At 38.5% G+C, this 22,633-nt stretch carries 34 protein-coding genes, 19 tRNA genes and 1 riboswitch; of the genes, 49 read left to right on the plus strand and 4 right to left on the minus strand.

Annotation, left to right across the window (positions count from 1 at the left end):
• Positions 1-52 precede the first annotated feature (52 nt).
• The 26 genes from P3R27_RS12675 (at position 53) to P3R27_RS12800 (ending at position 11,117) form a co-directional block, all read left to right on the plus strand.
• Positions 53-126 (plus strand) — tRNA-Arg (locus P3R27_RS12675).
• A 9-nt stretch (positions 127-135) separates the two neighbouring features.
• Positions 136-209: transfer RNA gene (locus tag P3R27_RS12680), tRNA-Pro, on the plus strand.
• 17 nt (positions 210-226) lie between these two features.
• Positions 227-299, plus strand: a tRNA-Ala gene (locus P3R27_RS12685).
• Between the two features lie 28 nt (positions 300-327).
• Positions 328-401: transfer RNA gene (locus P3R27_RS12690), tRNA-Met, on the plus strand.
• 14 nt (positions 402-415) lie between these two features.
• Positions 416-489, plus strand: a tRNA-Ile gene (locus P3R27_RS12695).
• A 22-nt stretch (positions 490-511) separates the two neighbouring features.
• A tRNA-Ser gene (locus P3R27_RS12700) sits at positions 512-601 on the plus strand.
• A gap of 12 nt (positions 602-613) precedes the next feature.
• A tRNA-Met gene (locus P3R27_RS12705) sits at positions 614-687 on the plus strand.
• A gap of 18 nt (positions 688-705) precedes the next feature.
• Positions 706-781: transfer RNA gene (locus tag P3R27_RS12710), tRNA-Asp, on the plus strand.
• A 1-nt stretch (position 782) separates the two neighbouring features.
• Positions 783-853: transfer RNA gene (locus P3R27_RS12715), tRNA-Gly, on the plus strand.
• Between the two features lie 12 nt (positions 854-865).
• Positions 866-939 (plus strand) — tRNA-Ile (locus tag P3R27_RS12720).
• A gap of 24 nt (positions 940-963) precedes the next feature.
• Positions 964-1,051, plus strand: a tRNA-Ser gene (locus tag P3R27_RS12725).
• 14 nt (positions 1,052-1,065) lie between these two features.
• Positions 1,066-1,137 (plus strand) — tRNA-Glu (locus P3R27_RS12730).
• A 13-nt stretch (positions 1,138-1,150) separates the two neighbouring features.
• Positions 1,151-1,240: transfer RNA gene (locus P3R27_RS12735), tRNA-Ser, on the plus strand.
• Positions 1,241-1,252: 12 nt separating this feature from the next.
• Positions 1,253-1,326 (plus strand) — tRNA-Met (locus P3R27_RS12740).
• A gap of 18 nt (positions 1,327-1,344) precedes the next feature.
• A tRNA-Asp gene (locus P3R27_RS12745) sits at positions 1,345-1,417 on the plus strand.
• Positions 1,418-1,420: 3 nt separating this feature from the next.
• A tRNA-Phe gene (locus P3R27_RS12750) sits at positions 1,421-1,493 on the plus strand.
• Between the two features lie 4 nt (positions 1,494-1,497).
• Positions 1,498-1,568 (plus strand) — tRNA-Gly (locus P3R27_RS12755).
• A gap of 11 nt (positions 1,569-1,579) precedes the next feature.
• Positions 1,580-1,653 (plus strand) — tRNA-Ile (locus tag P3R27_RS12760).
• A 20-nt stretch (positions 1,654-1,673) separates the two neighbouring features.
• Positions 1,674-1,745, plus strand: a tRNA-Glu gene (locus tag P3R27_RS12765).
• Positions 1,746-2,112: 367 nt separating this feature from the next.
• A complete protein-coding gene (locus P3R27_RS12770; protein WP_126134372.1) occupies positions 2,113-2,499 on the plus strand; it encodes a hypothetical protein in 387 nt (128 codons plus the stop codon).
• Positions 2,500-2,960: 461 nt separating this feature from the next.
• A riboswitch (SMK box riboswitch) is annotated at positions 2,961-3,041 on the plus strand.
• Complete coding sequence (gene metK / locus P3R27_RS12775; protein WP_301357247.1) at positions 3,039-4,232, plus strand: methionine adenosyltransferase; 1,194 nt, start codon at positions 3,039-3,041, stop codon at positions 4,230-4,232. (Overlaps the previous riboswitch by 3 nt.)
• 185 nt (positions 4,233-4,417) lie before the next feature.
• Positions 4,418-5,896 (plus strand): MDR family MFS transporter, encoded by a 1,479-nt coding sequence (locus tag P3R27_RS12780; RefSeq protein ID WP_301357248.1) that lies wholly within the window; start codon positions 4,418-4,420, stop codon positions 5,894-5,896.
• Positions 5,897-5,953: 57 nt separating this feature from the next.
• On the plus strand, positions 5,954-6,745 hold the full coding sequence (locus P3R27_RS12785) for an alpha/beta hydrolase (protein WP_034689792.1): 792 nt from the start codon (positions 5,954-5,956) through the stop codon (positions 6,743-6,745).
• Between the two features lie 6 nt (positions 6,746-6,751).
• Entirely contained in the window at positions 6,752-7,288 is a 537-nt protein-coding gene (locus P3R27_RS12790) for an acyl-CoA thioesterase (RefSeq protein ID WP_034689791.1), read from the plus strand.
• 344 nt (positions 7,289-7,632) lie between these two features.
• Positions 7,633-9,345 (plus strand): ABC transporter ATP-binding protein, encoded by a 1,713-nt coding sequence (locus P3R27_RS12795; protein ID WP_034689790.1) that lies wholly within the window; start codon positions 7,633-7,635, stop codon positions 9,343-9,345.
• Between the two features lie 2 nt (positions 9,346-9,347).
• The gene (locus tag P3R27_RS12800; protein ID WP_023520486.1) at positions 9,348-11,117 is read left to right on the plus strand and encodes an ABC transporter ATP-binding protein; all 1,770 of its coding nucleotides are present in this window, start codon (positions 9,348-9,350) and stop codon (positions 11,115-11,117) included.
• Between the two features lie 84 nt (positions 11,118-11,201).
• Here P3R27_RS12800 and P3R27_RS12805 read toward each other — a convergent pair whose 3' ends face one another.
• The 4 genes from P3R27_RS12805 to P3R27_RS12820 all read right to left on the minus strand — a co-directional run bounded on the left by P3R27_RS12805 (position 11,202) and on the right by P3R27_RS12820 (position 13,844).
• The gene (locus P3R27_RS12805; protein ID WP_301357253.1) at positions 11,202-12,323 is read right to left on the minus strand and encodes a tyrosine-type recombinase/integrase; all 1,122 of its coding nucleotides are present in this window, start codon (positions 12,321-12,323) and stop codon (positions 11,202-11,204) included.
• Positions 12,324-12,415: 92 nt separating this feature from the next.
• Positions 12,416-12,868, minus strand: a complete 453-nt coding sequence (locus P3R27_RS12810; protein ID WP_301357255.1) for a hypothetical protein — start codon at positions 12,866-12,868, stop codon at positions 12,416-12,418.
• 175 nt (positions 12,869-13,043) lie between these two features.
• Positions 13,044-13,484, minus strand: a complete 441-nt coding sequence (locus P3R27_RS12815; protein WP_301357257.1) for an ImmA/IrrE family metallo-endopeptidase — start codon at positions 13,482-13,484, stop codon at positions 13,044-13,046.
• 9 nt (positions 13,485-13,493) lie between these two features.
• Complete coding sequence (locus P3R27_RS12820) at positions 13,494-13,844, minus strand: helix-turn-helix domain-containing protein (RefSeq protein ID WP_301357258.1); 351 nt, start codon at positions 13,842-13,844, stop codon at positions 13,494-13,496.
• A gap of 302 nt (positions 13,845-14,146) precedes the next feature.
• Between P3R27_RS12820 and P3R27_RS12825 the strand changes: the two genes are divergently transcribed.
• The 23 genes from P3R27_RS12825 (at position 14,147) to P3R27_RS12935 (ending at position 22,628) form a co-directional block, all read left to right on the plus strand.
• The gene (locus P3R27_RS12825) at positions 14,147-14,332 is read left to right on the plus strand and encodes a helix-turn-helix domain-containing protein (RefSeq protein WP_301357259.1); all 186 of its coding nucleotides are present in this window, start codon (positions 14,147-14,149) and stop codon (positions 14,330-14,332) included.
• 18 nt (positions 14,333-14,350) lie between these two features.
• Positions 14,351-14,575, plus strand: coding sequence for a hypothetical protein (locus tag P3R27_RS12830; protein WP_301357260.1), 225 nt, complete (start codon positions 14,351-14,353; stop codon positions 14,573-14,575).
• Positions 14,572-15,264, plus strand: coding sequence for a Rha family transcriptional regulator (locus P3R27_RS12835; RefSeq protein ID WP_301357261.1), 693 nt, complete (start codon positions 14,572-14,574; stop codon positions 15,262-15,264). Before P3R27_RS12830 ends, P3R27_RS12835 begins: the two co-directional genes overlap by 4 nt.
• An 11-nt stretch (positions 15,265-15,275) precedes the next feature.
• Positions 15,276-15,596, plus strand: coding sequence for a hypothetical protein (locus tag P3R27_RS12840; protein ID WP_301399083.1), 321 nt, complete (start codon positions 15,276-15,278; stop codon positions 15,594-15,596).
• 228 nt (positions 15,597-15,824) lie between these two features.
• Complete coding sequence (locus tag P3R27_RS12845) at positions 15,825-16,013, plus strand: hypothetical protein (protein ID WP_077151697.1); 189 nt, start codon at positions 15,825-15,827, stop codon at positions 16,011-16,013.
• Between the two features lie 138 nt (positions 16,014-16,151).
• Positions 16,152-16,280, plus strand: a complete 129-nt coding sequence (locus tag P3R27_RS12850) for a hypothetical protein (protein ID WP_258082402.1) — start codon at positions 16,152-16,154, stop codon at positions 16,278-16,280.
• Between the two features lie 55 nt (positions 16,281-16,335).
• The gene (locus P3R27_RS12855) at positions 16,336-16,677 is read left to right on the plus strand and encodes a hypothetical protein (RefSeq protein WP_301357297.1); all 342 of its coding nucleotides are present in this window, start codon (positions 16,336-16,338) and stop codon (positions 16,675-16,677) included.
• On the plus strand, positions 16,670-17,404 hold the full coding sequence (locus P3R27_RS12860; protein WP_271523753.1) for a Sak single strand annealing protein: 735 nt from the start codon (positions 16,670-16,672) through the stop codon (positions 17,402-17,404). Before P3R27_RS12855 ends, P3R27_RS12860 begins: the two co-directional genes overlap by 8 nt.
• Positions 17,405-17,409: 5 nt before the next feature.
• Complete coding sequence (locus P3R27_RS12865; RefSeq protein ID WP_077152153.1) at positions 17,410-18,096, plus strand: putative HNHc nuclease; 687 nt, start codon at positions 17,410-17,412, stop codon at positions 18,094-18,096.
• Position 18,097: 1 nt separating this feature from the next.
• On the plus strand, positions 18,098-18,391 hold the full coding sequence (locus tag P3R27_RS12870) for a hypothetical protein (protein WP_301357298.1): 294 nt from the start codon (positions 18,098-18,100) through the stop codon (positions 18,389-18,391).
• Complete coding sequence (locus tag P3R27_RS12875; protein WP_062805974.1) at positions 18,384-18,611, plus strand: hypothetical protein; 228 nt, start codon at positions 18,384-18,386, stop codon at positions 18,609-18,611. Before P3R27_RS12870 ends, P3R27_RS12875 begins: the two co-directional genes overlap by 8 nt.
• Before the next feature lie 2 nt (positions 18,612-18,613).
• Positions 18,614-19,381, plus strand: a complete 768-nt coding sequence (locus P3R27_RS12880; protein ID WP_301357300.1) for a helix-turn-helix domain-containing protein — start codon at positions 18,614-18,616, stop codon at positions 19,379-19,381.
• 15 nt (positions 19,382-19,396) lie between these two features.
• Positions 19,397-19,726, plus strand: a complete 330-nt coding sequence (locus P3R27_RS12885; protein WP_206856923.1) for a hypothetical protein — start codon at positions 19,397-19,399, stop codon at positions 19,724-19,726.
• The gene (locus tag P3R27_RS12890) at positions 19,727-19,921 is read left to right on the plus strand and encodes a hypothetical protein (RefSeq protein ID WP_034687971.1); all 195 of its coding nucleotides are present in this window, start codon (positions 19,727-19,729) and stop codon (positions 19,919-19,921) included. It begins immediately after the preceding gene.
• A gap of 98 nt (positions 19,922-20,019) precedes the next feature.
• Positions 20,020-20,340, plus strand: a complete 321-nt coding sequence (locus tag P3R27_RS12895; RefSeq protein ID WP_034687969.1) for a hypothetical protein — start codon at positions 20,020-20,022, stop codon at positions 20,338-20,340.
• Positions 20,327-20,824 (plus strand): hypothetical protein, encoded by a 498-nt coding sequence (locus P3R27_RS12900; protein WP_301357303.1) that lies wholly within the window; start codon positions 20,327-20,329, stop codon positions 20,822-20,824. The genes P3R27_RS12895 and P3R27_RS12900 overlap by 14 nt, the downstream gene beginning before the upstream one ends.
• A gap of 2 nt (positions 20,825-20,826) precedes the next feature.
• Positions 20,827-21,234: a hypothetical protein gene (locus tag P3R27_RS12905; RefSeq protein WP_301357304.1), complete on the plus strand. Its 408-nt coding sequence runs from the start codon at positions 20,827-20,829 to the stop codon at positions 21,232-21,234.
• 6 nt (positions 21,235-21,240) lie between these two features.
• Entirely contained in the window at positions 21,241-21,462 is a 222-nt protein-coding gene (locus P3R27_RS12910) for a hypothetical protein (protein WP_034687965.1), read from the plus strand.
• Between the two features lie 11 nt (positions 21,463-21,473).
• Positions 21,474-21,860 (plus strand): beta-sandwich lipoprotein, encoded by a 387-nt coding sequence (locus P3R27_RS12915; protein ID WP_034687964.1) that lies wholly within the window; start codon positions 21,474-21,476, stop codon positions 21,858-21,860.
• Positions 21,861-21,872: 12 nt separating this feature from the next.
• Positions 21,873-22,046, plus strand: coding sequence for a hypothetical protein (locus P3R27_RS12920; RefSeq protein ID WP_200868953.1), 174 nt, complete (start codon positions 21,873-21,875; stop codon positions 22,044-22,046).
• Complete coding sequence (locus tag P3R27_RS12925; protein ID WP_034687962.1) at positions 22,043-22,324, plus strand: hypothetical protein; 282 nt, start codon at positions 22,043-22,045, stop codon at positions 22,322-22,324. Before P3R27_RS12920 ends, P3R27_RS12925 begins: the two co-directional genes overlap by 4 nt.
• On the plus strand, positions 22,321-22,452 hold the full coding sequence (locus P3R27_RS12930) for a hypothetical protein (RefSeq protein WP_268745015.1): 132 nt from the start codon (positions 22,321-22,323) through the stop codon (positions 22,450-22,452). Before P3R27_RS12925 ends, P3R27_RS12930 begins: the two co-directional genes overlap by 4 nt.
• Complete coding sequence (locus P3R27_RS12935) at positions 22,449-22,628, plus strand: hypothetical protein (protein ID WP_301357308.1); 180 nt, start codon at positions 22,449-22,451, stop codon at positions 22,626-22,628. Before P3R27_RS12930 ends, P3R27_RS12935 begins: the two co-directional genes overlap by 4 nt.
• The last annotated feature ends 5 nt before the right edge of the window (positions 22,629-22,633 follow it).

Genomic DNA, 22,633 nt, shown 5'->3' on the forward strand with positions numbered 1-22,633 from the left:
CGGTGAGTGATCACCGTACCGGTTCGATTCCGGTCCTCGGCATTACAAATATGCGCCCATAGCTCAATTGGATAGAGTGTTTGACTACGGATCAAAAGGTTAGGGGTTCGACTCCTCTTGGGCGCGTTAGTTTTACGGGAAGTAGCTCAGCTTGGTAGAGCACTTGGTTTGGGACCAAGGGGTCGCAGGTTCGAATCCTGTCTTCCCGATTAGTAAATAGTTTCAAGGGGCCTTAGCTCAGCTGGGAGAGCGCCTGCTTTGCACGCAGGAGGTCAGCGGTTCGATCCCGCTAGGCTCCATTTCATTTAAATAATGAATACTTTTTTTCGCGGTGTAGCTCAGCTGGCTAGAGCGTCCGGTTCATACCCGGGAGGTCGGGGGTTCGATCCCCTCCGCCGCGATTATTTAAGAGCCTGGACCTTTAGCTCAGTTGGTTAGAGCAGACGGCTCATAACCGTCCGGTCGTAGGTTCGAGTCCTACAAGGTCCATAGCGACGTTGTATTTCATATTGGAGGATTACCCAAGTCCGGCTGAAGGGAACGGTCTTGAAAACCGTCAGGCGGGTAAAACCGTGCAAGGGTTCGAATCCCTTATCCTCCTTTTTTATATTATCGCGGGATGGAGCAGTCTGGTAGCTCGTCGGGCTCATAACCCGAAGGTCGTAGGTTCAAATCCTGCTCCCGCAATTAAAAACTAAAAACATTGGTTCCGTGGTGTAGGGGTTAACATGCCTGCCTGTCACGCAGGAGATCGCGGGTTCGATTCCCGTCGGGACCGCCACGCGGGTGTAGTTTAGTGGTAAAACCACAGCCTTCCAAGCTGTTGTCGCGAGTTCGATTCTCGTCACCCGCTTTTAGTTTTTATGGGCCTATAGCTCAGCTGGTTAGAGCGCACGCCTGATAAGCGTGAGGTCGATGGTTCGAGTCCATTTAGGCCCATTTATTCAAAATCTTAATGGTTTTGGGGAAGTACTCAAGTGGCTGAAGAGGCGCCCCTGCTAAGGGTGTAGGTCGGGAAACCGGCGCGAGGGTTCAAATCCCTCCTTCTCCGTTTCATTTTTATCTGGCCCGTTGGTCAAGCGGTTAAGACACCGCCCTTTCACGGCGGTAACACGGGTTCGAATCCCGTACGGGTCATTAACTTTATATTGGAGGATTACCCAAGTCCGGCTGAAGGGAACGGTCTTGAAAACCGTCAGGCGGGTAAAACCGTGCAAGGGTTCGAATCCCTTATCCTCCTTTTTTATATTATCGCGGGATGGAGCAGTCTGGTAGCTCGTCGGGCTCATAACCCGAAGGTCGTAGGTTCAAATCCTGCTCCCGCAATTAAAAACTAAAAACATTGGTTCCGTGGTGTAGGGGTTAACATGCCTGCCTGTCACGCAGGAGATCGCGGGTTCGATTCCCGTCGGAACCGTTTGGCTCGGTAGCTCAGTTGGTAGAGCAATGGATTGAAGCTCCATGTGTCGGCAGTTCGATTCTGTCCCGCGCCATACTGCGGGTGTAGTTTAGTGGTAAAACCACAGCCTTCCAAGCTGTTGTCGCGAGTTCGATTCTCGTCACCCGCTTTAGTTTTTATGGGCCTATAGCTCAGCTGGTTAGAGCGCACGCCTGATAAGCGTGAGGTCGATGGTTCGAGTCCATTTAGGCCCATTATTTTCATATTTTTACCTGGCCCGTTGGTCAAGCGGTTAAGACACCGCCCTTTCACGGCGGTAACACGGGTTCGAATCCCGTACGGGTCATCGGAGATACTTCAAGTAAGTATCTTTTTTTTGCTCTTTGACAAGTAGTGTTGGCGAGTTCAAATTGATAGAATTTCATCGAGAATCAATCGAAGTAGAAATACGCTTCGATTGATTCTTTTTGTTTTGGATCGATCTGGGATAACCTAGCCTTAGATCAAGTAAATACGGTCACAAAAATGGCAGGAATGACGGTATCTATGAGTCATTGGTTTGTTGGCCTTAATATTATTGTGTGTTCCTTCCAATTTCCCGTAACTATAAGATGTTTGGAAGGAATTTATGATCCCATTTCTATATTTAGTCGCTTTCATTTTACATTTCATACAACCAACTGTTGGTTGATTATCTAACCCTAGATGAATCAATGAAGAAACAATCGAAAAAAGAACGAATGGAAATAAATGATTTTAAGAAAAGAATTGATATGCTTGCTATGAATCTGTCTTTGAAAGAAAATGATCGCTTTTATAGCGGACTAGAAATGATTTTTACACTGTATGAAAAAATGATCCAAAATGATCAAGATACCTTTTTCATTGATAAGGAACGAAAGGCACACATTATTGAATCATTAAAATACTCGAAACAGATTTTCGAGACCAAGAAACCCATGAAGATGCAAGAATTATTACTAAACTTGAGAAGTGATGACCCCACAGACTTTCTAATTTTTCCGGCTACTTTTTCTGTGTTTGAAGAGGAACTATCTTATCATCTATATAGCAAAAGAAATAATCGATTCTTCGATTGATTTTCTTCAGGAATAAACAATAGAAATTCAGAAAGAAATCAATCACCGCAACAGAATTGAAAAATTTAATTACTCTAATCGAATAAGTAAATAATGGATTCCCTTACCTTGGTATAATACCAGTAGGCAAGCTGCACACACACTGGGAACTGCTTCGGATGAAGTTGCTATTTGTTCCTCACGAGAAAATCAATTTTTTTCTATGCTTTCTCAAGTCAAACATCAGGCAAAAGTAACAAGTAAAGATCTAACCAGAAAGCCAGCAATAAATGAACTAAAAAGGCAATAGAAAAAGAGCCAATTAAATACGTTCAATAACTGATTTTACGAACTAAAACACACGAACTCCTTCTAGTGTATTTATTCTAAAAAAGTCGTTTCCTTATCATTTTTATAACTTTCTCTTTTTTCTAAAAAGTAACAAAAAAACGAGCGTAAAATCTGTTTATCTGCTATACTTGACTCGTTGCAAGTTCCCGAGAGGATCCGTACGAACGGAGATGCCTTGTAACCGAATTTAACTAGGGGGAATCATAATTATGGTAGAAAGACATTTATTTACATCAGAATCTGTTTCAGAAGGACATCCGGATAAGGTCGCTGATCAAATCAGTGATGCGATTTTAGATGCGATCCTAGAACAAGACCCAAATGCAAGAGTAGCTTGTGAGACGTCTGTAACGACGGGGCTAGTTTTAGTATTTGGCGAAATCTCTACAACAGCATATGTGGATATCCAAAAAGTGGTACGTGAGACAGTCAAAGAGATTGGTTATACTCGTGCAAAGTTCGGCTTTGATGGTGACACTGTAGCAGTATTGGCAGCAATTGACGAGCAGTCACCAGATATCGCTCAAGGGGTGGATGAAGCACTTGAGATCCGTGACGAAAAAGAAAGAGATTTATTAGATGAAATCGGCGCTGGTGACCAAGGATTGATGTTTGGTTTTGCAGTGGACGAAACACCAGAATTGATGCCATTACCAATTGCCTTAAGTCATCGCTTAGTACGACGTTTAGCTGAATTGCGTAAATCAAAAGAATTAACATATTTGCGCCCAGATGCAAAATCACAAGTCACTGTAGAATATAATGACCAAGGACAACCAGAAAGAGTTGATACGATCGTTATTTCGACACAACATGATGATGCAGTTGATAATGCAACAATCCGCCAAGATGTCATTGAAAAAGTGATCAAAGAAGTTATTCCAGCAGAACTACTGGACGAACAAACAAAATATTATATTAACCCTACTGGACGTTTTGTGATCGGCGGACCTCAAGGAGATGCTGGATTGACAGGACGAAAAATCATTGTTGATACGTATGGTGGATATGCCCGTCATGGCGGCGGTGCTTTCTCTGGGAAGGATGCAACGAAAGTTGACCGTTCAGCAAGTTATGCGGCACGTTACATTGCGAAAAATATCGTAGCAGCAGGACTTGCTCGTAAAGTAGAAGTCCAATTGGCTTATGCAATCGGTGTCGCTCAACCTGTTTCGATCTCAATCAATACCTTTGGAACGGCAGAAGTGCCAGAAGAAGCGTTGATTGCTGCGGTAAGAGAAGACTTTGACTTACGTCCTGCGGGAATCATCGAAATGCTTGATTTGCGTCGTCCAATCTATAAACAAACAGCTGCATATGGTCATTTTGGACGTACAGATGTTGACTTGCCATGGGAAAAAACAGATAAAGTAGATGTATTAAAAGCTAGTTTAGCTAAATAATTTATGTTTGAATTGAATGTGTTCGCTGCGTGTGACGCACATCAAATGTAGACCAGTAAGCCGGGATATTCGAAAGTAGCTTATGCTACTTTTAGAGTATTTTGGCTTTTTTAGCAGAGTCGAAGTTTATTAGGCAGATGGTGCCATTTAAATAACGGAAGTTACGATAAGGAGTGGGCTTGAGAATGGAAAGAAAAACAAACGTGAAAGTCGTAACGATCTGCGTGTTCATCGCTACATTTATGACGGCGATTGAGGGGACAATCGTTACGACTGCAATGCCAACGATCGTTGGATCACTGCACGGCATGGAAATGATGAACTGGGTGTTTTCGATTTATTTATTGACGAATGCCATGTTGACACCCATCTATGGAAAGCTTGCAGATAAAGTTGGAAGAAAACCAATTTTTATTTTTGGTACGCTATTATTTATTATCGGTTCACTTTTTTGTGGGCTTTCTCAATCTATGCTTGTCTTGATTATTTCGCGGGCAATTCAAGGGATGGGTGCAGGAGCAATGATGCCAGTCGCATTGACGATCATTGGCGATTTGTACACGATTGAAAAACGAGCAAAAGTGTTAGGGTTGAATAGTTCAGCTTGGGGAATCGCTAGTGTGTTTGGTCCATTAGCTGGTGGGTTTATTGTGGAAGCATTGAGTTGGCACTGGATATTCTTTATCAATGTGCCGATCGGGTTATTACTGATGTTACTGATTTGGCTCTATCTCAATGAACCAAAAACAACTCGTGAAGCGAAACCGATGGATCTTAAAGGTAGTTTTAGTTTGATGTTTACGTTGGTTTTACTGTTACTAGGTTTTCAATTACTAGGTGATCAAGGGCTGACACCATTTGTGTTGGCATTATTGATAGGGAGTGTTTTATTCTTTTTCTTATTCTTGTTCGTCGAAAAACGAGCAGAAGATCCTGTCATCATGCTTCACCTATTTAAAAACCCGCTTTTTGTCGTTGTGAATGCGGCAGCAGCTTTAGCAAGTGGCTTTTTAATGGGGATCGATGTCTATATCCCAATGTGGATGCAAGGAGTTTTAGGACTTAATGCGGCAATTGGTGGATTAGTTTTGGCACCACTTTCTCTTGTTTGGATGGTTGGTTCGTTCTTAGCAAGTAAGTGGATGACCCAGATGACCACCTATCGAGTGTTACGTATCGGGTTGTTCATTACCATTATCGGTGGTGCAGGACTTTGGTTGATGCTATTTCAAAGTAATTTTTTATGGTTCTTCCTGATTTCAACGATCATCGGTGTCGGCTTAGGGATTACAATGACAACATCGACTGTCAGCGCACAAAACAGTGTACCTTCAGAACAAATGGGTGTTGCCACTTCGTTTAATACGTTAGTTCGCACCATTGGGCAAACAGTGATGGTCGCAGTTTTTGGATTATTGATCAACCGGATCACGCAAGCCGAACTTGCTGCCAAACAATTGACAGACGATCCGGATATCATGAACAAATTAGTCAATCCACAAACAGCAAAAATGATTGATGCAGAAATATTAACACCATTACGAGAAATTTTGTATCATGGGTTACACCAAGTCTATCTGGTAGGCTTATTATTAGTCATCATTGCGCTAGGGCTAACATTTTTAATTCGTCAAAAAAATGCTACAATAAAAGAATACAAGTAAATTTACAGATTGTTATCAGAAAAATGATCTGAATAAAGTAAAGAAGGCGAAAAACATATGGCATTTATTCAAGCAAATGTTTATTCAAACGTATTAGAAATGGAAGTCAATCTAAATGTGATCTTACCTCAGACAACCAAAAAAGTGATTGGGACAAGTACGTCGGCAAATATGACGGATGTTCCAGTGCTTTACCTGTTACATGGTATGGGAGGTAATCATAGTGTTTGGCAACGACGGACTTCCATTGAAAGGTATGCGGCGGATTACGGGTTAGCCGTCATCATGCCATCAACGGATTTAGGTTGGTACACAGACACAACGTATGATATGAAGTACTGGACGTTTATCTCAGAAGAATTACCAGAAATCTGTCACGAATTATTCCCACAACTGACAACGAAACGAGAAAAAACGTATGCAGCCGGTCTTTCAATGGGTGGATATGGTGCGTTGAAATTAGGGTTAGCAAAGCCCGAACGTTTCTCAGCTATTATTTCTCTCTCAGGTGCGGTGTCGGTTGGTAATCGAATGGATGACTTATTGATGATCCGTCAAGCCAAGTTCTGGGAAGGGATTTTTGGTCCACTAGATAGCATTCAAGGTTCAGTAAATGATCCAGCTTACCTTGTTGAAACCTTAGCAAAAAGTGACAAAGAACCACCACGTATGTATCTTGCTTGTGGTGAATCCGATTTTCTCTATCAAGCCAACCAAGAAATGGCAGAAATTTTAAAAGAAAACAACATCGATGTGACATTTGAACATGGTCCTGGAGAACATGATTGGATTTTTTGGGATCAATGGATCCAACGAGCTCTCGCTTGGTTGTTCAATAAAAGGAGCTGACAACTTATGGAAGAAACAAAGTATTGCAAAGACTCGATGGTTATCCAAACACATCGGATCTTTCCCTTTGATTTGAATCCATTTGGGTATCTTTTTGGAGGGAAACTAATGACAATGATCGATGATGCAGCATCGATTTCGGTCACCCGTCATTGTCGCAGAGGAGCAGTCACTGCTTCTTTAGATAGTTTAAATTTTTTGAAGCCTCTGCATGAAAATCATTCCGTTTGCGTGGAATCTTATGTGTCAGGTGCCCATAAGAAATCAATGGAGGTTTTTGTGAAAATCATCGGTGAAAACTTAACGACAGGTGAACGCTATTTGGCTGCTACTTGCTTTACGACATTCGTTGCGGTTCCTTCACATATGAACCTTGAAAAAGAATTTACGGTGCCACATGTCATTCCTGAATCAGCAGAAGAACAATTAGTCTGCAAGGGATATGATGAAAGACGTACTACGAGACAGCAGGAGAGGACAGCCTATAAAGAATTTGCCGCTAATTTATCTTTAGATCTTCCTTGGACAAGAGAACGAGAATAAGTCTACTTATGAATGGTAGAAGAAATGTAGAAGTGATCGATCAAGATCACTTCTTTTTTATTGTGGCGAGCAAGATAAGTGCTAAACGGATTGGAAATAAGCATAATAAAGAAGAATTCTATAACGTACCTTTTATAGTGAGAGGAAGATAAACTCAAGAAGAAAGAAGGTGTATTTAAAAACAGATACTTTAAAGTTTCTTTCTATTATAAAAGTAGTTCCAGCGTTAAAAAATTACAGGTTGATTTCTTTTTTCAAACATGGTAAATTGTTAGTCGGTCTATTTTTACGAATTATAAAATAGGACGATTTATTATAAAAAAAGAGAGGTGTAAGTCACAAATATGAAGCTTATTTTAAAACATGCAAAAAACTATCGATTAGCTGTTTTTGTTTCTTTGCTTTCTGTCGCACTTATGGTGACAGCTACGCTTTGGCAACCTAAGTTGTTGCAACAAGTATTAGAAGCAATCATCACGGAAGACAGCGATGAAATGCGTACGATTGGCATTTCTTTGATTAGTTTAGCACTCCTAGGTTTAGCAGCTGGAGTCACGAACACGATATTTTCTGCTAAAGTCGCACAGGGTGTCAGTGCAGATATCCGGGAGGAAGCATTTCGCAAGATCCAGACCTTCTCATTTGGTAATATTGAACAGTTTTCTGCTGGAAATTTAGTGGTGCGCTTAACGAACGATATTACGCAGATCCAAAACTTAGTTATGATTTCTTTGCAATCTTTGTTCCGTATCCCGTTTCTGTTTATTGGTGCATTTATTCTTGCGATGGCAACAATGCCTCAGTTGTGGTGGATCATCGTTCTTTTGATCGTTACTGTATTCTTGATCACAGCGCTGTCCTTTACACGTATGGGCAAGCACTTTATGATCATCCAAAAACTGATCGATAAAGTTAATAGTATCGCAAAAGAAAATCTAATGGGGATTCGAGTAGTCAAATCGTTTGTCCAAGAAGAAAATCAGTTGAATGAATTTAGTAAAGTCAGTGAAGATTTAACGAAGCACAATATCATTGTTGGAACATTATTTTCAGTCATGATCCCCTCATTTATGTTAGCTGCGAACTTAGCTGTGGTGGGAGCAATCTTCTTCGTCAGTGATCTTGCAAAAGATGATCCAACTCTGATTGGTGGTATTGCTTCATTTATGAACTATTTGATGCAGATCATGATGGCGATCATCATCGGCGGTATGATGATGATGATGACCTCAAGAGCCGCTGTTTCCTTGAAACGGATCAAAGAGATCTTAGATACTGAACCAGATTTAACTTATCTAGATGTACCTGAACAAGAATTGACTGGTTCTGTTCGTTTTGAAAACGTGTCTTTCCGTTATCCTGGTGATGATGCAGACACACTCAAAAATATCACTTTTTCGATCGAGCCTGGTGAAATGATTGGTATTGTTGGGGCAACCGGAGCAGGAAAGTCAACTTTAGCACAATTGATTCCACGCTTGTTCGATCCAACGGAAGGGAAAGTAGAAGTTGGTGGTGTTGATCTACAACAAGTGAATGAACACAGTTTAAGAAAAACCGTCTCGTTTGTGTTACAAAAAGCGATTCTTTTTTCAGGCACGATTGCCCAGAATCTACGTCAAGGGAACAAGAATGCAACAGAAAAGGATATGGAAAATGCTTCTTCTATCGCTCAAGCCAAAGAATTTATCGAGAAATTAGCTGATCGTTATGAAGCACCAGTCGAAGAACGTAGTAGTAACTTTTCTGGTGGACAAAAACAACGTTTATCTATCACACGTGGTGTGATCGGTCAGCCAAAAATCCTGATTCTAGATGACAGTACCAGTGCATTAGATGCTCGTTCAGAAAGACTGGTTCGCGAAGCCCTTGATCGTGAGTTAAAAGACACGACAACGATCGTTATCGCTCAAAAGATTGCTTCTGTTGTCAAAGCAGACCGCATCTTGGTACTAGATGAAGGGAAACTAGTGGGTGAAGGAACGCATGAAGAACTCGTTGCAAACAATCAGGTATATCAAGAGATTTTTGAAACTCAAAAAGGAACGGAGGAGTAGCCATGACTGATTTGATTAAAGCAAGTAAGTTTTTCTATCATTATTTAAAGCGGTACAAGGTTTCCTTCTTCTTTATCTTTATTACTGTGATTGCAGCAACTTACTTACAAGTAAAAGCACCTCAATATATCGGGGAAGCTTTCCAAGAATTAGCAAATTATATTACTGCTTTGATGCAAGGTGTCGATGATAAAAGCAATTTCCTTTCGATTATTTGGAAGCTTTTGATGTTTTATGTTTTAGCCAGTGCGGCAAATTTTATTTACAGTATTTTATTTACACAAGTGGTTGGAAAATCAACGAACCGGATGCGTATTGGATTATTCAATAAATTAGAAAAATTAACGATCCGCTTTTTTGATTCCCATCAAGATGGGGAGATTCTTAGTCGCTTCACTAGTGATTTGGATAATATCCAAAATAGTTTGAACCAGGCACTTCTTCAAGTGATCACGAATGCGGTTCTATTAGTTGGTATCTTGATCATGATGTTCCGCCAAAATGTCCAACTTGCTTGGGCGACGATTGCTTCTACACCGGTCGCGATTTTGATTGCTGTCCTAGTCATTCAAAAAGCCCGCAAATATGTCGACATCCAACAAGATGAAGTCGGTAAATTGAATGGTTATATGGATGAAAAGATCAGTGGTCAACGCGTGATCATCACGAATGGTCTGCAAGAAGAAACAATCGAAGGCTTCTTAGCTCATAATCAAACTGTTCGTGAAGCAACATTTAAAGGACAAGCATACTCAGGGTTGCTTTTCCCAATGATGCAAGGCATGTCTTTAGTTAATACCGCGATCGTGATTTTCTTTGGTGGATGGTTAGCGTTGAATGGTGATTTGGAACGTTCAGTAGCGCTAGGATTAGTAGTTACTTTCGTCCAATATTCTCAACAATATTATCAACCATTGATGCAAATTTCTTCTGGCTACAGTATGATCCAGTTAGCGATCACTGGAGCGCGAAGACTGAATGAAATGTTTGCTGAAAAAGATGAAGTGAAACCACAAAACGGCAAACCGTTTGCAGGGATCGAAAAGGGCTTATCGTTGACGAATGTTGATTTTGGCTATAGTCCAGAGAAATTAGTCTTAAATGATGTTTCTATTGATGTGAATAAAGGCGAGATGGTTGCTTTAGTAGGCCCAACTGGTTCAGGTAAGACAACGATCATGAACTTGTTGAATCGCTTCTATGATGTGAACGGTGGCTCTGTGAGCATTGACGGAACAGATATCCGCGAGTATGATTTAGACGAATTGCGTCGACATGTCGGCATTGTTCTACAAGAATCCGTTCTATTTTCTGGCACGATCCGAGACAATATTGTCTTTGGTAAACCAGATGCAACGGATGAAGAAGTAGTTAGCGCAGCGAAACAAGCAAATATCCATGACTTTATCCAGACGCTCGAACATGGCTATGATACCCACGTCTCTGAGGAAAATAATTTGTTCAGTACGGGGCAAAAGCAATTGATCAGTATCGCGCGAACAATCATCACGAATCCAGACCTATTGATTTTAGATGAAGCAACAAGTAACGTGGATACAGTAACTGAAGCAAGAATCCAAAAAGCAATGGATGAAGCGATCAAAGGTCGGACAAGTTTCGTGATCGCCCATCGCTTGAAGACGATCCTGAACGCTGATCGCATCGTTGTTTTACGTGATGGCAAAGTGATCGAAGAAGGAAACCATCATCAATTATTAGCAGAAGATGGTTTCTATGCAGAGTTGTATCATAATCAGTTTGTTTTTGAATAATAAGGCGACGCAACCTTTTTATATCAATGGTTGCGTTGTTATTTTAGCTTCTATATTTGAGGCGGGGGGCATAAAAGGGGCAAATCAAATCAAAATACTATCAAGCTTGTCTATCAAATCATCCTGCATGTTTTTCGTGGTATGAGTGTAGATCCTAAGCGTCGTTTTAGAATCTTCGTGTCCGACCCTATCCATAATCGCTTTTAACGGCACTCCTAATTCTGTCAGAAGTGATATATGCGAGTGTCTGAGAACATGGGATGAGACTTTCTTATCCAATCCAGTAGTTTTAGCAGAAGAGCGTAAAGAAGCATTATAAGCTTGTACTGAAATAGGGTTATTTTCTGATGTTGTGAAAATGTATTTGTTTTCCTTTCCAAATAGAATACTATTTTCAAATATAAGGCTGTCTATGATTTCAATAGCCGCTTGAGGTAAATCAACTTTCCGATAGGATCCCATTGTTTTTGTTGTTGTTTTTACTTTATTTTCGTAGTCGTATGTTCCAGAGATTACGATGCTTTCTCCATCGTAATCCGATTCAGTCAAAGCAATCATTTCGCCATATCTGATACCTGATAGAAACAAGAACTTCGTGATTAGCGAGTATCTAATTTGCTGGAAGAGGCTTCGTTGGGCGTCTACTAGAAGCAGGACTTCTTCTTTAGTAAGAAATTTTTCCTTTTCATTTTTTATATCTTCTTGAGTTTTGGGCTTTCGAGAAAGTTTGACGTTGGTAACTGGATTGTAGTCCAAGCCATAACGAATATTTGCAAATTTAAAAATCATCCCAGTGAATGTCTTAAGATGAATAACGTAATTGTAGGATAGGTCTCGCTCAAAATAGCAAGTGTCCAACATATCCTGAATCATGTTCCTAGTAACATTTTTTACTAAAGCATCATCAGGAATGAACTCCGAAATGAGATTAACGTATCCTTGACTTGTTTTATAGGAGCTACTTTTTACTGTAGGCTTGTATTTCTCGTCCCATTTAGCCTTGAGTTCACCGAATGTTGTGGGACAGACTTCTTTCAATTCAAGCTTATCGTTTATTTTTTTTATTAGAAGCAAGTTCGCTTGATTCCAAGCTTGGCGAGAATTACTAGTTAAGGTGACAGTAACCTTTCTCTTTTTCTCGGTTAAAGGATCAATGTATCGTTCAATATATTTATATTTTTTATGTCCTACATGCTCAACCCACACTTTTGTCAGCTCCTTTCATTTGGTATAATAAGTAGCCTAAGTTTATTTTGTTTACGCACGCTCTCGCTTTGGTCGGTGGGGCGTGGTTTTTTTTATTTTGTTTCGAAAGTTGTATTACAATTAGTACAAAGCCATTCGTTTTTCCCTTTTTTACCAGCAAAACCTGCCAACGTACCAATTCCACCAGTTAATGCGGCGCCTCCAACTGCTTTACCAACTGAAAATCCTTTTTTATTATTTTGCATAAACTGAGCATCTCGAGAGTGGCATTTAGGACACTTTATAATCTTCTTCGCGTCTCCCGAAGCATAATAGTGCATTTCCTTTCTTGCTTTGGCCCTTTCAGCATCTTCTTTGGATTTCATTTTATCTAAGGATTCTTTTGATCTGGTCACTTGATATAAAGCATAACTAGGACCTAATAAAAGCATCAAAGAGACAGATGAGATTCCGTCTACTGAAATTAATATAATAAACATAAGTAACATAAATGATCCGGAGATTATCCATGTTCTTTTGTGCTTTTTAACTTCGTTTTCCGACATATATACCCTCCTAATATACTTAATTATTTTGAATCCCCTTAGCTCAATTTAACCACCTCCTCAAATATATAATCATTATTTTTAAACAAAATATATAATTAAGCAAATGTTATACGAAATAGAAATAATTAAAGCGCTTAAAATTATACGTTGAAAAAATGCGAGCGTATGTTCTCTACTGGCTAAAAAATAAATAACTCAATTGTTCCTCATTTATATGTTGAGTCATAAATTTTTTTACAATCGTTTCGTATCTGATATCCAAATCGTAGCTTTCTAGAAAGTTAATGGTATTGAACGCTTCTGGTGAAAAATCGGGGTCATGTAAACGGGTTTCGATCATTTGCTGTATCATGAATTCTTCTGCCTCTTGCTCCATTTTTGATCTTAAAGAAAAGGTTAAATTATATAATTCGTAATTCTTCATATGTTTAGCCGCGTGTCCTAGTTCGTGCAAGAGAGTAACTTTTTCTTTTCTTTCCGATAACGATGAATCAAGGATTATGGTGTTGATGGCCGCAAGGTAATGACCATCAGCATCCATTTTATCTGCTTTTTCCACATAAACTACAGAAACATTTAACTGTGAAATAATATCATTTATCTTCGAATCCATTTATCACACCTACTTAGCATCATTCTTGTTTTCAATATATGCTTCGATAATTCCGGTTAAAATTCGCCTATCATTATCAGTAAGTGGTTTTCCATCGCTACTCATTACAGAAGCCAAAGCTTCTTCAACAGTGAACTGTTTAGGTGTGTCGGCATTGTATTCTGGGTTGTCTGATCTACCCAAGAGATAGTCAGTTGATACACCGAAGTAGTCTGCAACTTTTTGTAATTTATCAGATGCAGGAGCGCTATTTTTCCATCTATATAACGAATTTTTTCCAAAACCTAACTTCATTTCAAGTTCTAAAATAGAAATTTTTTGTTTATCAGCCAATTTTTTTACTCTATCAAACGTTGTCATATCAGCACCTCATACGATAGCACAAATCCAATTGTATAATTATATAGAAAATAGTTGACTTCTATCTTTAAGTGTAATACAATTCATTCATAAGCTAATTATTTAGCTAACGCAAAACTAAAGAGAACCAATGAAAATCATAAATTTCGAGGTCGGGAAACTTAGAAAGGTTGATTTATGGCTTTTTGTAGTCTTATTTAGCTATATCTATATTCTACATAAATATATAGATATATGTCAATGGTTATCTATTAAATTAGCGAAATAATTAGCTTAATTTTTTTGTTCAGGGGGGTGTTAGTGTGAGTGAAACTTTGGATTTGAAGATTCGGGCTGAGTTGCGTAAAAGAAAAATGACTTTTGGTCAACTAGCTGAAATTATTGGAATTTCTCGTCCGTATTTGTCAGACATTATCAATGGGAAGCGGGATGGAGAAAAAGCAAAAGAGCACGTGAATACAATCAAAGCTATTCTGAATATTACTTAGTTGAAGGGAGGAAGGCTAATGTCAGAAGAACTAAGCAAAGCTGAGTTTAAGAAAGAATTCAAATACTCAGAATCAACCTATCAGCGTCGGATGAAAGAATTTAAAAGCTCGCCTTTCAGCGCAGGATACAAGGCTGTTACAGGTAAAGAAATTATCATTGATGCAGATCTATTCCGGGAGTTTAGAAGGTGGAAAGCCGACAATAACTTTCGAGTTAGAACGAGAATGGAGGAAACAGCATGAATCAATTAGAAAGAACAATTAATAGTAGAGAAGTAGCAGTGATGGTAGGACGTGAACACAAGGAATTATTACGAGACGCTAGAAAAATAAAGGACCATTTGGCTGAGAGCAAAATTGCGCTGAGTGAATACTTCATTGATTCAACTTATAAAGATTCGACTGGCAGGGAACTACCCTGTATTGATTTCACTAAAAAAGGGTGTGAGTTGTACAGCACTCGAATGACAGGAGCAAAAGGCACTCAATTCGCAGTGGCGTATATTGAACGATTCAACGAAATGGAAAACCATATCAGACAGCAACCACAGATTCCTGATACACCACGAGGGCTTGCCTTATTAGCTTTAGCTGCAAACGAAGAAGCGAACCAACGGCTAGATGGAATTGATGAGCGACTAGTAGATATCGAAGAAAATAAACTGATCACTACTGAAGATAAAGGAACAATCGATCGGACCGTTCGAAAGAAGGTTTATCAAATCTGCAAGGAACAACATCTGGGACAAAATGCCAAAGGTATGTTGTATCAAGATTTAGGATCGAGCATCAAACAGCTTTTCAAGGTTCCGAATCGTGGGCGAATTAAAGATAAGGATTTTCGAAAAGCATTAAACTTTATCAATAGCTGGGAACCGTCTTCGGTGACAAAAGAACGTATCAATCAGATTCAAACAGAATTGGAAATGTAGGAGGAAGTTAAATGAAAATCAATAAAAAGTTAGAGCAAAAATGGCAAGAATGGGAAACGATGATGGAAGGCGCTCAAATATTTCTAAATGCTGCGAGAGATATAGGATCAACTGTCATAAACGAAAATGATACAGCCGCTTGTCTGTCTAGTGAAAAAATCCAATTAACCATAGAGCAATTGAAAGATGCAAAGGAATTAGTTGAAAAGCTAGAGTTTGCAGAAGAAATAGTAAAAACGCTCCCTACTATTAGAGGTAGTAAGGAGCATCATGAATTGAATGTTGAAAAAGTAACAGATTCTGATGAACAGTCATCTATTTTTCAGGAATGACTTTTGAAAGGCCGCCAATTTCAAAAAAAGAATACATCGCTCTGTACGAAGATTATGTTAGGCGAGCGAGATTCTAGTAGTTACGGGATTCAAGTTCACTCATAAAACCATCGTTTATGAAAATCTTATCAAATTGTGCAATTGAAAGTCGTACATTTTGTAGCTCTGATGTCGTAGATAGAATTGCGAATTTTCGACACTGAATACGGAGATATAGGAGGTAATTTAATGGCATACACAGTACAACAAGAACACCAAATTCTCAATCTTATAAGGCTACGTAGAAAAGAATTACAGGATGATCGTGCAGCACTCAGAAAAGCCGATGAGCTTTCAGATAGACAAGCAGAGCTGATTGCGATGGAGCTTGAAGATTTACGCATGTTAGAAATTAAAAATAGGGAGATAAGACTATGAAAAAGACAGACACGCTTTTTATCGGAGTCATCTTAGGTTTACTCGTACTAGTAGCACACTACAGTGTAGTGGGAGGAAGTATTTTCGCAAGTTTAATGGTTTTGATAAACCTATTAGATTCGAAAGGAAGGAGAACATATGAATCGAAAAGAAGCTTTGAAGAAAGGAAAAATGATTGCTGATAGATGGTGGTATGACAATAAGTCAACTATTTTAAGCAAACAGCTAATCAATAAACAAAAAGCATGGATACAAATAAAAAAGTGACTCCGCCGGCAAGCAATGAGTCACATACAAAACATATCTAAGGAGATTTTAGCATATGAAGAATGAACTTTCCACTTTAGATGAATATTTAACTAATCCTGATTGGGGAAAAATGAATATTAAAGAAACAAATAACCGAAAAATTAGACGAAATCTTTTGACGGATGAAGAACTAGCATGTGATCAAGATGATCTGGGGAATTTTGTGAGTCTTTGGGATCATATCTATCTTATCCATCTATCAAAACATTCAAATAAACCTGAATATATTTACGTCATCGAAGACGGCTTGATTGATGCGCTTGAAGAGTACGAGAGGGGAAATTTGATCGATATCTCATACTACGGGCAAGGGAAAAAATACATTGCTGAAATGGAGGAAGAATTCGATGAGTGAAGGAACGCAACGCACCGATAACAAATTATTCAATAGCCTATACAAGATAACCGTCAATGATGTGGTCGAAAAAAGAAATAAACTGACTTATCTATCTTGGGCATGGGCGTGGGCAGAAGTCAGTAAGATCTGCGAAGAGGTAGACTACGAAATCTATCGTGATCCAGAAACAAATCGCCCTTATCTTTTTGATGAGAAAACAGGGTACATGGTCTTTACCAGTATCACAGTCAATGGAGTAAAGCGTGATATGTGGCTGCCAGTGATGGACGGAGCAAACAAGGCAATGAAAGATGAGCCGTACACCTATGAAGTTAATGACTATCAATGGAATAACGAAACGAAGAAAAAAGAAATTGTTGGAAAAGTTAAAAAGAGAGTTGAAGCGGCAACTATGTTCGATATCAACAAGACAATCATGCGTTGTCTAGTAAAAAACCTCGCAATGTTCGGTCTTGGTTTATATATCTTTGCCGGTGAAGATATGCCAGAGGATGTTTCAATGCTAGAAACTGCGAGTCAGCGAAGTAAAAAACTATTTTTGGATGCTTTACAGCTTATTGCTAATAAGTATGAAAAAACAATTGATGAAGCAATTGTTGCGTTGACTGATGCGGCTTCTATTACAGCGGATGATAGCAAATGGACTAAACGTGATCTAGGTGTTCTGAAACGAGGTGTTAACTGGTTAGAAGACCAATACAAAGAAGAAGTAAAAGAGAAGTGATATGAGTGTTTAAACCATTATTAGACTCTTATTCTGCGGTACTAAAGAAATTTAAAGGTAACGACATTGGTGCAACGATCAACGAAGAAGTAAACATCGAACGTCTTAAAACGATGTACGAAGGCTATGAAGGTGATCGGATCATTGAAATTCGCTTTATTGATCCACGTCGCTTCACAGCCCAGCAAAGAAATTTCATCTATGCGCTCATAGGGGATATATTCATCGATACAGGCACACCAACGGACTTCTGGAAGGAATTCTTCTACTTTCGTTTTGAAGGTGTCACAGGGCGAAAAATAAGCCTCAAGGACGAATCGGATACAACTGTAAGTGACGTAAACATCCTAGCAAATATCATCTTAGATTTTATCTTTGAGCATCATATTCCATTCAAAGAAGGTTATGAGATTTTACCAGCGAATCAAGAATACTACTTGTACAAGTGTATTACGAAAAGAGTCTGTTGTATCTGTGGAAGAACAGGAGCTGACATTGATCATTTTGATAAAGCATTGGGTAGACGAAAACGTAAGAAAATTGATCATTCAGAATACACTTACGCAGGACTTTGCAGAATCCATCACACGGAAAAACATCAATTAGGTGTAACTAATTTTAAAAATAAGTATCAAATAAAAGGGATTAAGTTGAATCAAGAGACAATCAAAAAACTTAATATAGGTGGTTAAAGTGAGCAGACGTTACGATATTGAATCTCATTTGGAAGAATTAAACAAAACCGAAAGACGGTTGCATGAAGAGATAAATACGATAGAGAGTGAAATAGATTCTTTAGAAGAAGAATTAGAAAATTTAGAGTCAGATTATTGGGACATCCAAAAAGAAATCGATGCTCTTAAATTTGAATTAAATAACTTATCAGATGAAGAAGATGATGAAGAATATATAGCTGAAAAGTGGTTAAACCAGGAAGGAAGTTTGTTTGATAATTTTGATTTAATCGAGGGAAATAATGATGATTAGTTTAAAAACAGCAGCATTTGAACGAGCATGGCGCACTAAGTATAACAAAATGAGTCCGAGAGACAGATTGTTCTTAGAAATCATGACATTTGCTTTCATCGGTACACAAGCTGAACAAAGCGATATTAGTGTTGAAAAAATTAAGACCAATAGATTAGTAAACGGAATTACAGAAACTTGTTACCAGTACACGATTACTGTCGTGGATGAGGAGGAATAATTTTGGCAGAACATCGAAGTTATTACGCTATCATTCCAGCCAACGTAAGATACGACAAAAGACTTAAACCAAATACTAAGTTGTTATACGGAGAAATAACTGCCTTATGTAATGAAAAAGGCTTTTGCTGGGCAGGAAATGAGTACTTTGCAGATTTGTATTGTGTGAATAAAGAGACTATATCTCGATGGATAAGTGATTTGATTAAGTTTGGATATTTAAATCGGGAAATAATTTATAAAGAGGGTACCAATCAAATAATCAATAGGTACCTACGAATTAATCAATACCCTATTGACGAAAAACGCAATACCCCTATTGACGAAAAAGTCAAAGATAATAATACATCTATTAATAATACATTTAATAATACAAAAGAATATATAAGAGAGTTACCGCCTTCGAAAAAATCGAAGGCTAAGCCCATCCGTCATAAATACGGAGAGTATAAAAACGTTCTCTTGTCAGATGACCAAATGGAGAAACTCAAAACAGAATTCCCTAATGATTATCAAGAACGGATTGAACGGTTATCTGAGTATTGTGAATCAGCTGGTAAAACTTATAAAAACTACTTGGCCACTATTCGAAGCTGGGCGAGAAAAGAAAAAAACGAATCTAAAAAGAACCAAAAGACATTCCCTAACTCCCGATCAAAGCGTCATGTCACTCGAAAAGAGCCAGAGCCAAAATGGTTAGCGGACTATAACGAACAAGAAAGGCTCAGAAAAGAAAGAGAAGCACATCAATATGACGATGTTCCTTTTTAAACGTGAGGTGATATTTTGAAAGAATATAACTATCTCAAGCTGTTAAATAAACTCGGCGAGTGTAAACAAGGCGATGAACATAAATGTTTGCAGGCAGTTTATAGACAGCTAAAAGATTTGACCGAAGACCAAATAAAAAACGATCGTTCAAGTTGGAGTAAGCTGCGTGTTTACTATGCGCTATATGTAGACTCTACAAAACTAGAACATATTTTGGTAAAGGAAAAAAAGAAAAAAGAGGAGCTTTATGTACAAAAGATGAAATATTCTCTTTTGTCATTCGAAGAGTGTTACCGAGGTCTACAGAAATATTTGAGAGATCAGTCAAAAGGAGCGATTGTGTAGGTGGGACAGCCAAAACGATCAGGTGGGACACCTAAGCAAAGGTCAAGATTTTCTCTTGACGATGAAACCTTGGCACAACTTGCTTGGTTGTATGCGCAAGATACCAAAAAGACAAGTCATCGAATCTATCCATCGGATACGTTGAAGAAAATCATTAACGAAGCGTACACCGTGCGCAGGGCATTTAGAAATTAGTAAATGCGGACTTATTTTAGCAATGGCAATGCTTGTAGTAGCAGGAGTAGTCAAATTAGGCGTGCTACTTTGGCAAATGATTTTTTAGGAGAAAGAAAATGTTAGCAATGAAAATTGAAAACTATCGAATCACTGAAACGAGTGATTGTAAAAATATTGTTCTATCACGAGTCATTCTTGATGAAAAAGGGAATATCCAATATACCGAAAATGAGAAAGGTGAAAAAATAGAATCGACTTCCTTTATTGGGTACTATCAAACACTAACTATGTGTTTAAGAGCCATACAGCGTGACTACGTGCTGAGAGAAGGTCACGTGATAAAAAGTATTATCGAGTACAGAAAGGCGCTTGAGCGTATCGCCAGACAGTTTGAAGAGGTATGCACAATCGAAGGAGGATCGAATGAGTTTATCTAAGCAAGAAAAACGTTTATATCGAAAAAAGATGATGCAGATAATGAGAGGGCGATCCGTTGAGGATCTAACAGACGAAGAGCTTAAGAAGGTTCAGGTGATACGAGGCTTCATTGATTATGACACGATGGACGACTCACACCCTCTGCAAAAGATGAATTTTGAAACATTCACCTATGAAGATTATAAGAGATTACGAAAAACTGGTTACACTGTCAAAGCCATTAAAGAAGCACTTGGCGTTAGTGGTTCGGTTTGGGCCAAGTGGCGTGAACAAAATATTCCAGATAAAGAAAAAAATCAGTATATAAAAAGAAATCAAAAAAGGAAAAGAATCGCCGTATATCACGATGGAAAAATCTTAGTTCAGGGATTATGTGAAGATATTAGTCGGGAGCTAGGATTGAAGCCCAGCACGATATATACGTATGCGAAAAGGGAAACGACAGACGTTAAGAAACGAACATTCAAATACTTGGAGGAATAATAATGAAATTAACATCAAATTTTAAATTAATCGAATTAGGTACCCAAGAAAGAGAACCTAGCGTGACTCTATCAAAGTATGGCTTGAATTTTAGTAAGTCTGCAGCAGCATGCTTAAAATATCCCGAATATGCGTTACTTTACTTGAATGATAAAGAACGAATCATTGCGCTTGTACCCACCAATAAAGGAGAAAAAGGTGCTGTACGATTTTATCGACCTAATAACAAGACGACAAAGAATCCAACAATCAAGAGTGAACGTTTTATTGCAGTAATCGGCAAATTATGTAAATGGGATATTGAAAATAAATCATATTATTTAAAACCGCAATTTTTAGAAGGTGGAAAAGGGATCTATCTTGACTTGAACGATGCTGTGGAAAGAGAAAGACGCAGATTTGGGAGGTAGGAAAGAATGGTCGGATTAACAATATTTTGGTGTGTAATTGGTGGAATCCTATCATTGGTGGGTTTCTATTTTATCAATCATAAGAGTAAAAACCAAAGAGATTACACAGTACTAGGAATCGTTCTACTGGCTATTGGAATAATGGTGGCAGTTGGAGCGCAATTAAACATTTATATAAATGGCACGCAAGAAGATTTGGTAAGGTTTATGTTTTGGATGAAAGATTAGGAGGGCAGCAAATGAAAAAACTAATTATGCTCATTGTGACTATAGGAATGGTTTTTAGTTTATCGGCATGTCGTCAAGCTACGAAAGTGTCTCATAACGTAAGCCAAGAAGCAGATAACTTCAATGTAATTCGTCGTGTCGCTGTTATGAACACATTATCTAACACGGTAGAATTTGAGGTTATTGGAAGAATTTCGGTAAACACTAGTAATTCTGAAAAGCTTGAAATACTAGTCGAAACGGAAGAAGGAGTTTATAAAAAGCATTTAATCAACATGACGCAGTTCAACATGTACGTGATAGAAGATCTTGCAGGCGCTGAAGTGAACCAATACAAATATGAAGTCAACTATATGCCTGAGAGCATTGTACCTTTCACCATGACAGAAAATAAGTAGGAGGGACTATAAATGAATGCACCAAAAGAATTATATTCAGATGCATTAAGAGGTGCTCGAAATCAACTAAAGGGTGCAAAAAGAGCATATAAAATACAACCTACGCTCGAAAATGAACGCAGAGTAAAAGCAATTCGTCGTAGATGTTCCATTTATGGTGAGTTACAGAAAGAGGACAGCAAATGAGTGATTTGGCCGAATACTGGAGAGACGTAAAACCCTATCTTAAAGAACGTCGAAAACAGCATGTTAAAAGAATGGGGGATTCAGCTACAAAAAATATTAAAGCGCTGGGATTCGAGTTTACCCATTACCAAAGCAATCACCAATTTTCAATCAATACACATAAGGGGACCATTGACTACTGGGGAACAACAGGAACGTGGATTGAACGTAAAACGAAAAAACGTGGCAAAGGGTTACGCAGTTTAAGAAAGTATCTTGATTTGGAGGACGGCAAATGAAACGAATATCAATTAGTAAAGCCATTCGTCGATTAAGAAGCTATCTATATGCATGCGCTACTGGAGAAGAGCGAAAAGGCATAGAAAAAGCTATTACTATTTTTGAGAGTATGGAGGAAAACGAATGAAATCAATTAACGAGATATCTAAACAACCACGATTAAATAATATTGTGATTGGCAAAGATGGTCTTTCGTTCGTGTGGAGTGATGGGAAATGGAATTACGCAGTAATAGCGAGCAACGGCATGGGTTGGGATCATGTTTCTGTATCATGTCACAACAAACGGATTACTCCTTCTTAGGACGT

It is taken from the genome of Enterococcus spodopteracolus, from assembly GCF_030441955.1.
In the GTDB taxonomy this organism is placed as follows: Bacteria; Bacillota; Bacilli; order Lactobacillales; family Enterococcaceae; genus Enterococcus_B; species Enterococcus_B spodopteracolus.

What these genes read in the sequence shown, in the direction of transcription:
- P3R27_RS12770 (WP_126134372.1), top strand. Translation starts at nt 2,113, where the DNA reads ATGAAGAAACAATCGAAAAAAGAACGAATGGAAATAAATGATTTTAAG.
- metK (WP_301357247.1), top strand. Translation starts at nt 3,039, where the DNA reads ATGGTAGAAAGACATTTATTTACATCAGAATCTGTTTCAGAAGGACAT.
- P3R27_RS12780 (WP_301357248.1), top strand. Translation starts at nt 4,418, where the DNA reads ATGGAAAGAAAAACAAACGTGAAAGTCGTAACGATCTGCGTGTTCATC.
- P3R27_RS12785 (WP_034689792.1), top strand. Translation starts at nt 5,954, where the DNA reads ATGGCATTTATTCAAGCAAATGTTTATTCAAACGTATTAGAAATGGAA.
- P3R27_RS12790 (WP_034689791.1), top strand. Translation starts at nt 6,752, where the DNA reads ATGGAAGAAACAAAGTATTGCAAAGACTCGATGGTTATCCAAACACAT.
- P3R27_RS12795 (WP_034689790.1), top strand. Translation starts at nt 7,633, where the DNA reads ATGAAGCTTATTTTAAAACATGCAAAAAACTATCGATTAGCTGTTTTT.
- P3R27_RS12800 (WP_023520486.1), top strand. Translation starts at nt 9,348, where the DNA reads ATGACTGATTTGATTAAAGCAAGTAAGTTTTTCTATCATTATTTAAAG.
- P3R27_RS12810 (WP_301357255.1), bottom strand. Translation starts at nt 12,868, where the DNA reads ATGTCGGAAAACGAAGTTAAAAAGCACAAAAGAACATGGATAATCTCC.
- P3R27_RS12815 (WP_301357257.1), bottom strand. Translation starts at nt 13,484, where the DNA reads ATGGATTCGAAGATAAATGATATTATTTCACAGTTAAATGTTTCTGTA.
- P3R27_RS12820 (WP_301357258.1), bottom strand. Translation starts at nt 13,844, where the DNA reads ATGACAACGTTTGATAGAGTAAAAAAATTGGCTGATAAACAAAAAATT.
- P3R27_RS12830 (WP_301357260.1), top strand. Translation starts at nt 14,351, where the DNA reads ATGTCAGAAGAACTAAGCAAAGCTGAGTTTAAGAAAGAATTCAAATAC.
- P3R27_RS12835 (WP_301357261.1), top strand. Translation starts at nt 14,572, where the DNA reads ATGAATCAATTAGAAAGAACAATTAATAGTAGAGAAGTAGCAGTGATG.
- P3R27_RS12840 (WP_301399083.1), top strand. Translation starts at nt 15,276, where the DNA reads ATGAAAATCAATAAAAAGTTAGAGCAAAAATGGCAAGAATGGGAAACG.
- P3R27_RS12845 (WP_077151697.1), top strand. Translation starts at nt 15,825, where the DNA reads ATGGCATACACAGTACAACAAGAACACCAAATTCTCAATCTTATAAGG.
- P3R27_RS12850 (WP_258082402.1), top strand. Translation starts at nt 16,152, where the DNA reads ATGAATCGAAAAGAAGCTTTGAAGAAAGGAAAAATGATTGCTGATAGA.
- P3R27_RS12855 (WP_301357297.1), top strand. Translation starts at nt 16,336, where the DNA reads ATGAAGAATGAACTTTCCACTTTAGATGAATATTTAACTAATCCTGAT.
- P3R27_RS12860 (WP_271523753.1), top strand. Translation starts at nt 16,670, where the DNA reads ATGAGTGAAGGAACGCAACGCACCGATAACAAATTATTCAATAGCCTA.
- P3R27_RS12875 (WP_062805974.1), top strand. Translation starts at nt 18,384, where the DNA reads ATGATTAGTTTAAAAACAGCAGCATTTGAACGAGCATGGCGCACTAAG.
- P3R27_RS12895 (WP_034687969.1), top strand. Translation starts at nt 20,020, where the DNA reads ATGTTAGCAATGAAAATTGAAAACTATCGAATCACTGAAACGAGTGAT.
- P3R27_RS12900 (WP_301357303.1), top strand. Translation starts at nt 20,327, where the DNA reads ATGAGTTTATCTAAGCAAGAAAAACGTTTATATCGAAAAAAGATGATG.
- P3R27_RS12905 (WP_301357304.1), top strand. Translation starts at nt 20,827, where the DNA reads ATGAAATTAACATCAAATTTTAAATTAATCGAATTAGGTACCCAAGAA.
- P3R27_RS12910 (WP_034687965.1), top strand. Translation starts at nt 21,241, where the DNA reads ATGGTCGGATTAACAATATTTTGGTGTGTAATTGGTGGAATCCTATCA.
- P3R27_RS12915 (WP_034687964.1), top strand. Translation starts at nt 21,474, where the DNA reads ATGAAAAAACTAATTATGCTCATTGTGACTATAGGAATGGTTTTTAGT.
- P3R27_RS12920 (WP_200868953.1), top strand. Translation starts at nt 21,873, where the DNA reads ATGAATGCACCAAAAGAATTATATTCAGATGCATTAAGAGGTGCTCGA.
- P3R27_RS12925 (WP_034687962.1), top strand. Translation starts at nt 22,043, where the DNA reads ATGAGTGATTTGGCCGAATACTGGAGAGACGTAAAACCCTATCTTAAA.
- P3R27_RS12930 (WP_268745015.1), top strand. Translation starts at nt 22,321, where the DNA reads ATGAAACGAATATCAATTAGTAAAGCCATTCGTCGATTAAGAAGCTAT.
- P3R27_RS12935 (WP_301357308.1), top strand. Translation starts at nt 22,449, where the DNA reads ATGAAATCAATTAACGAGATATCTAAACAACCACGATTAAATAATATT.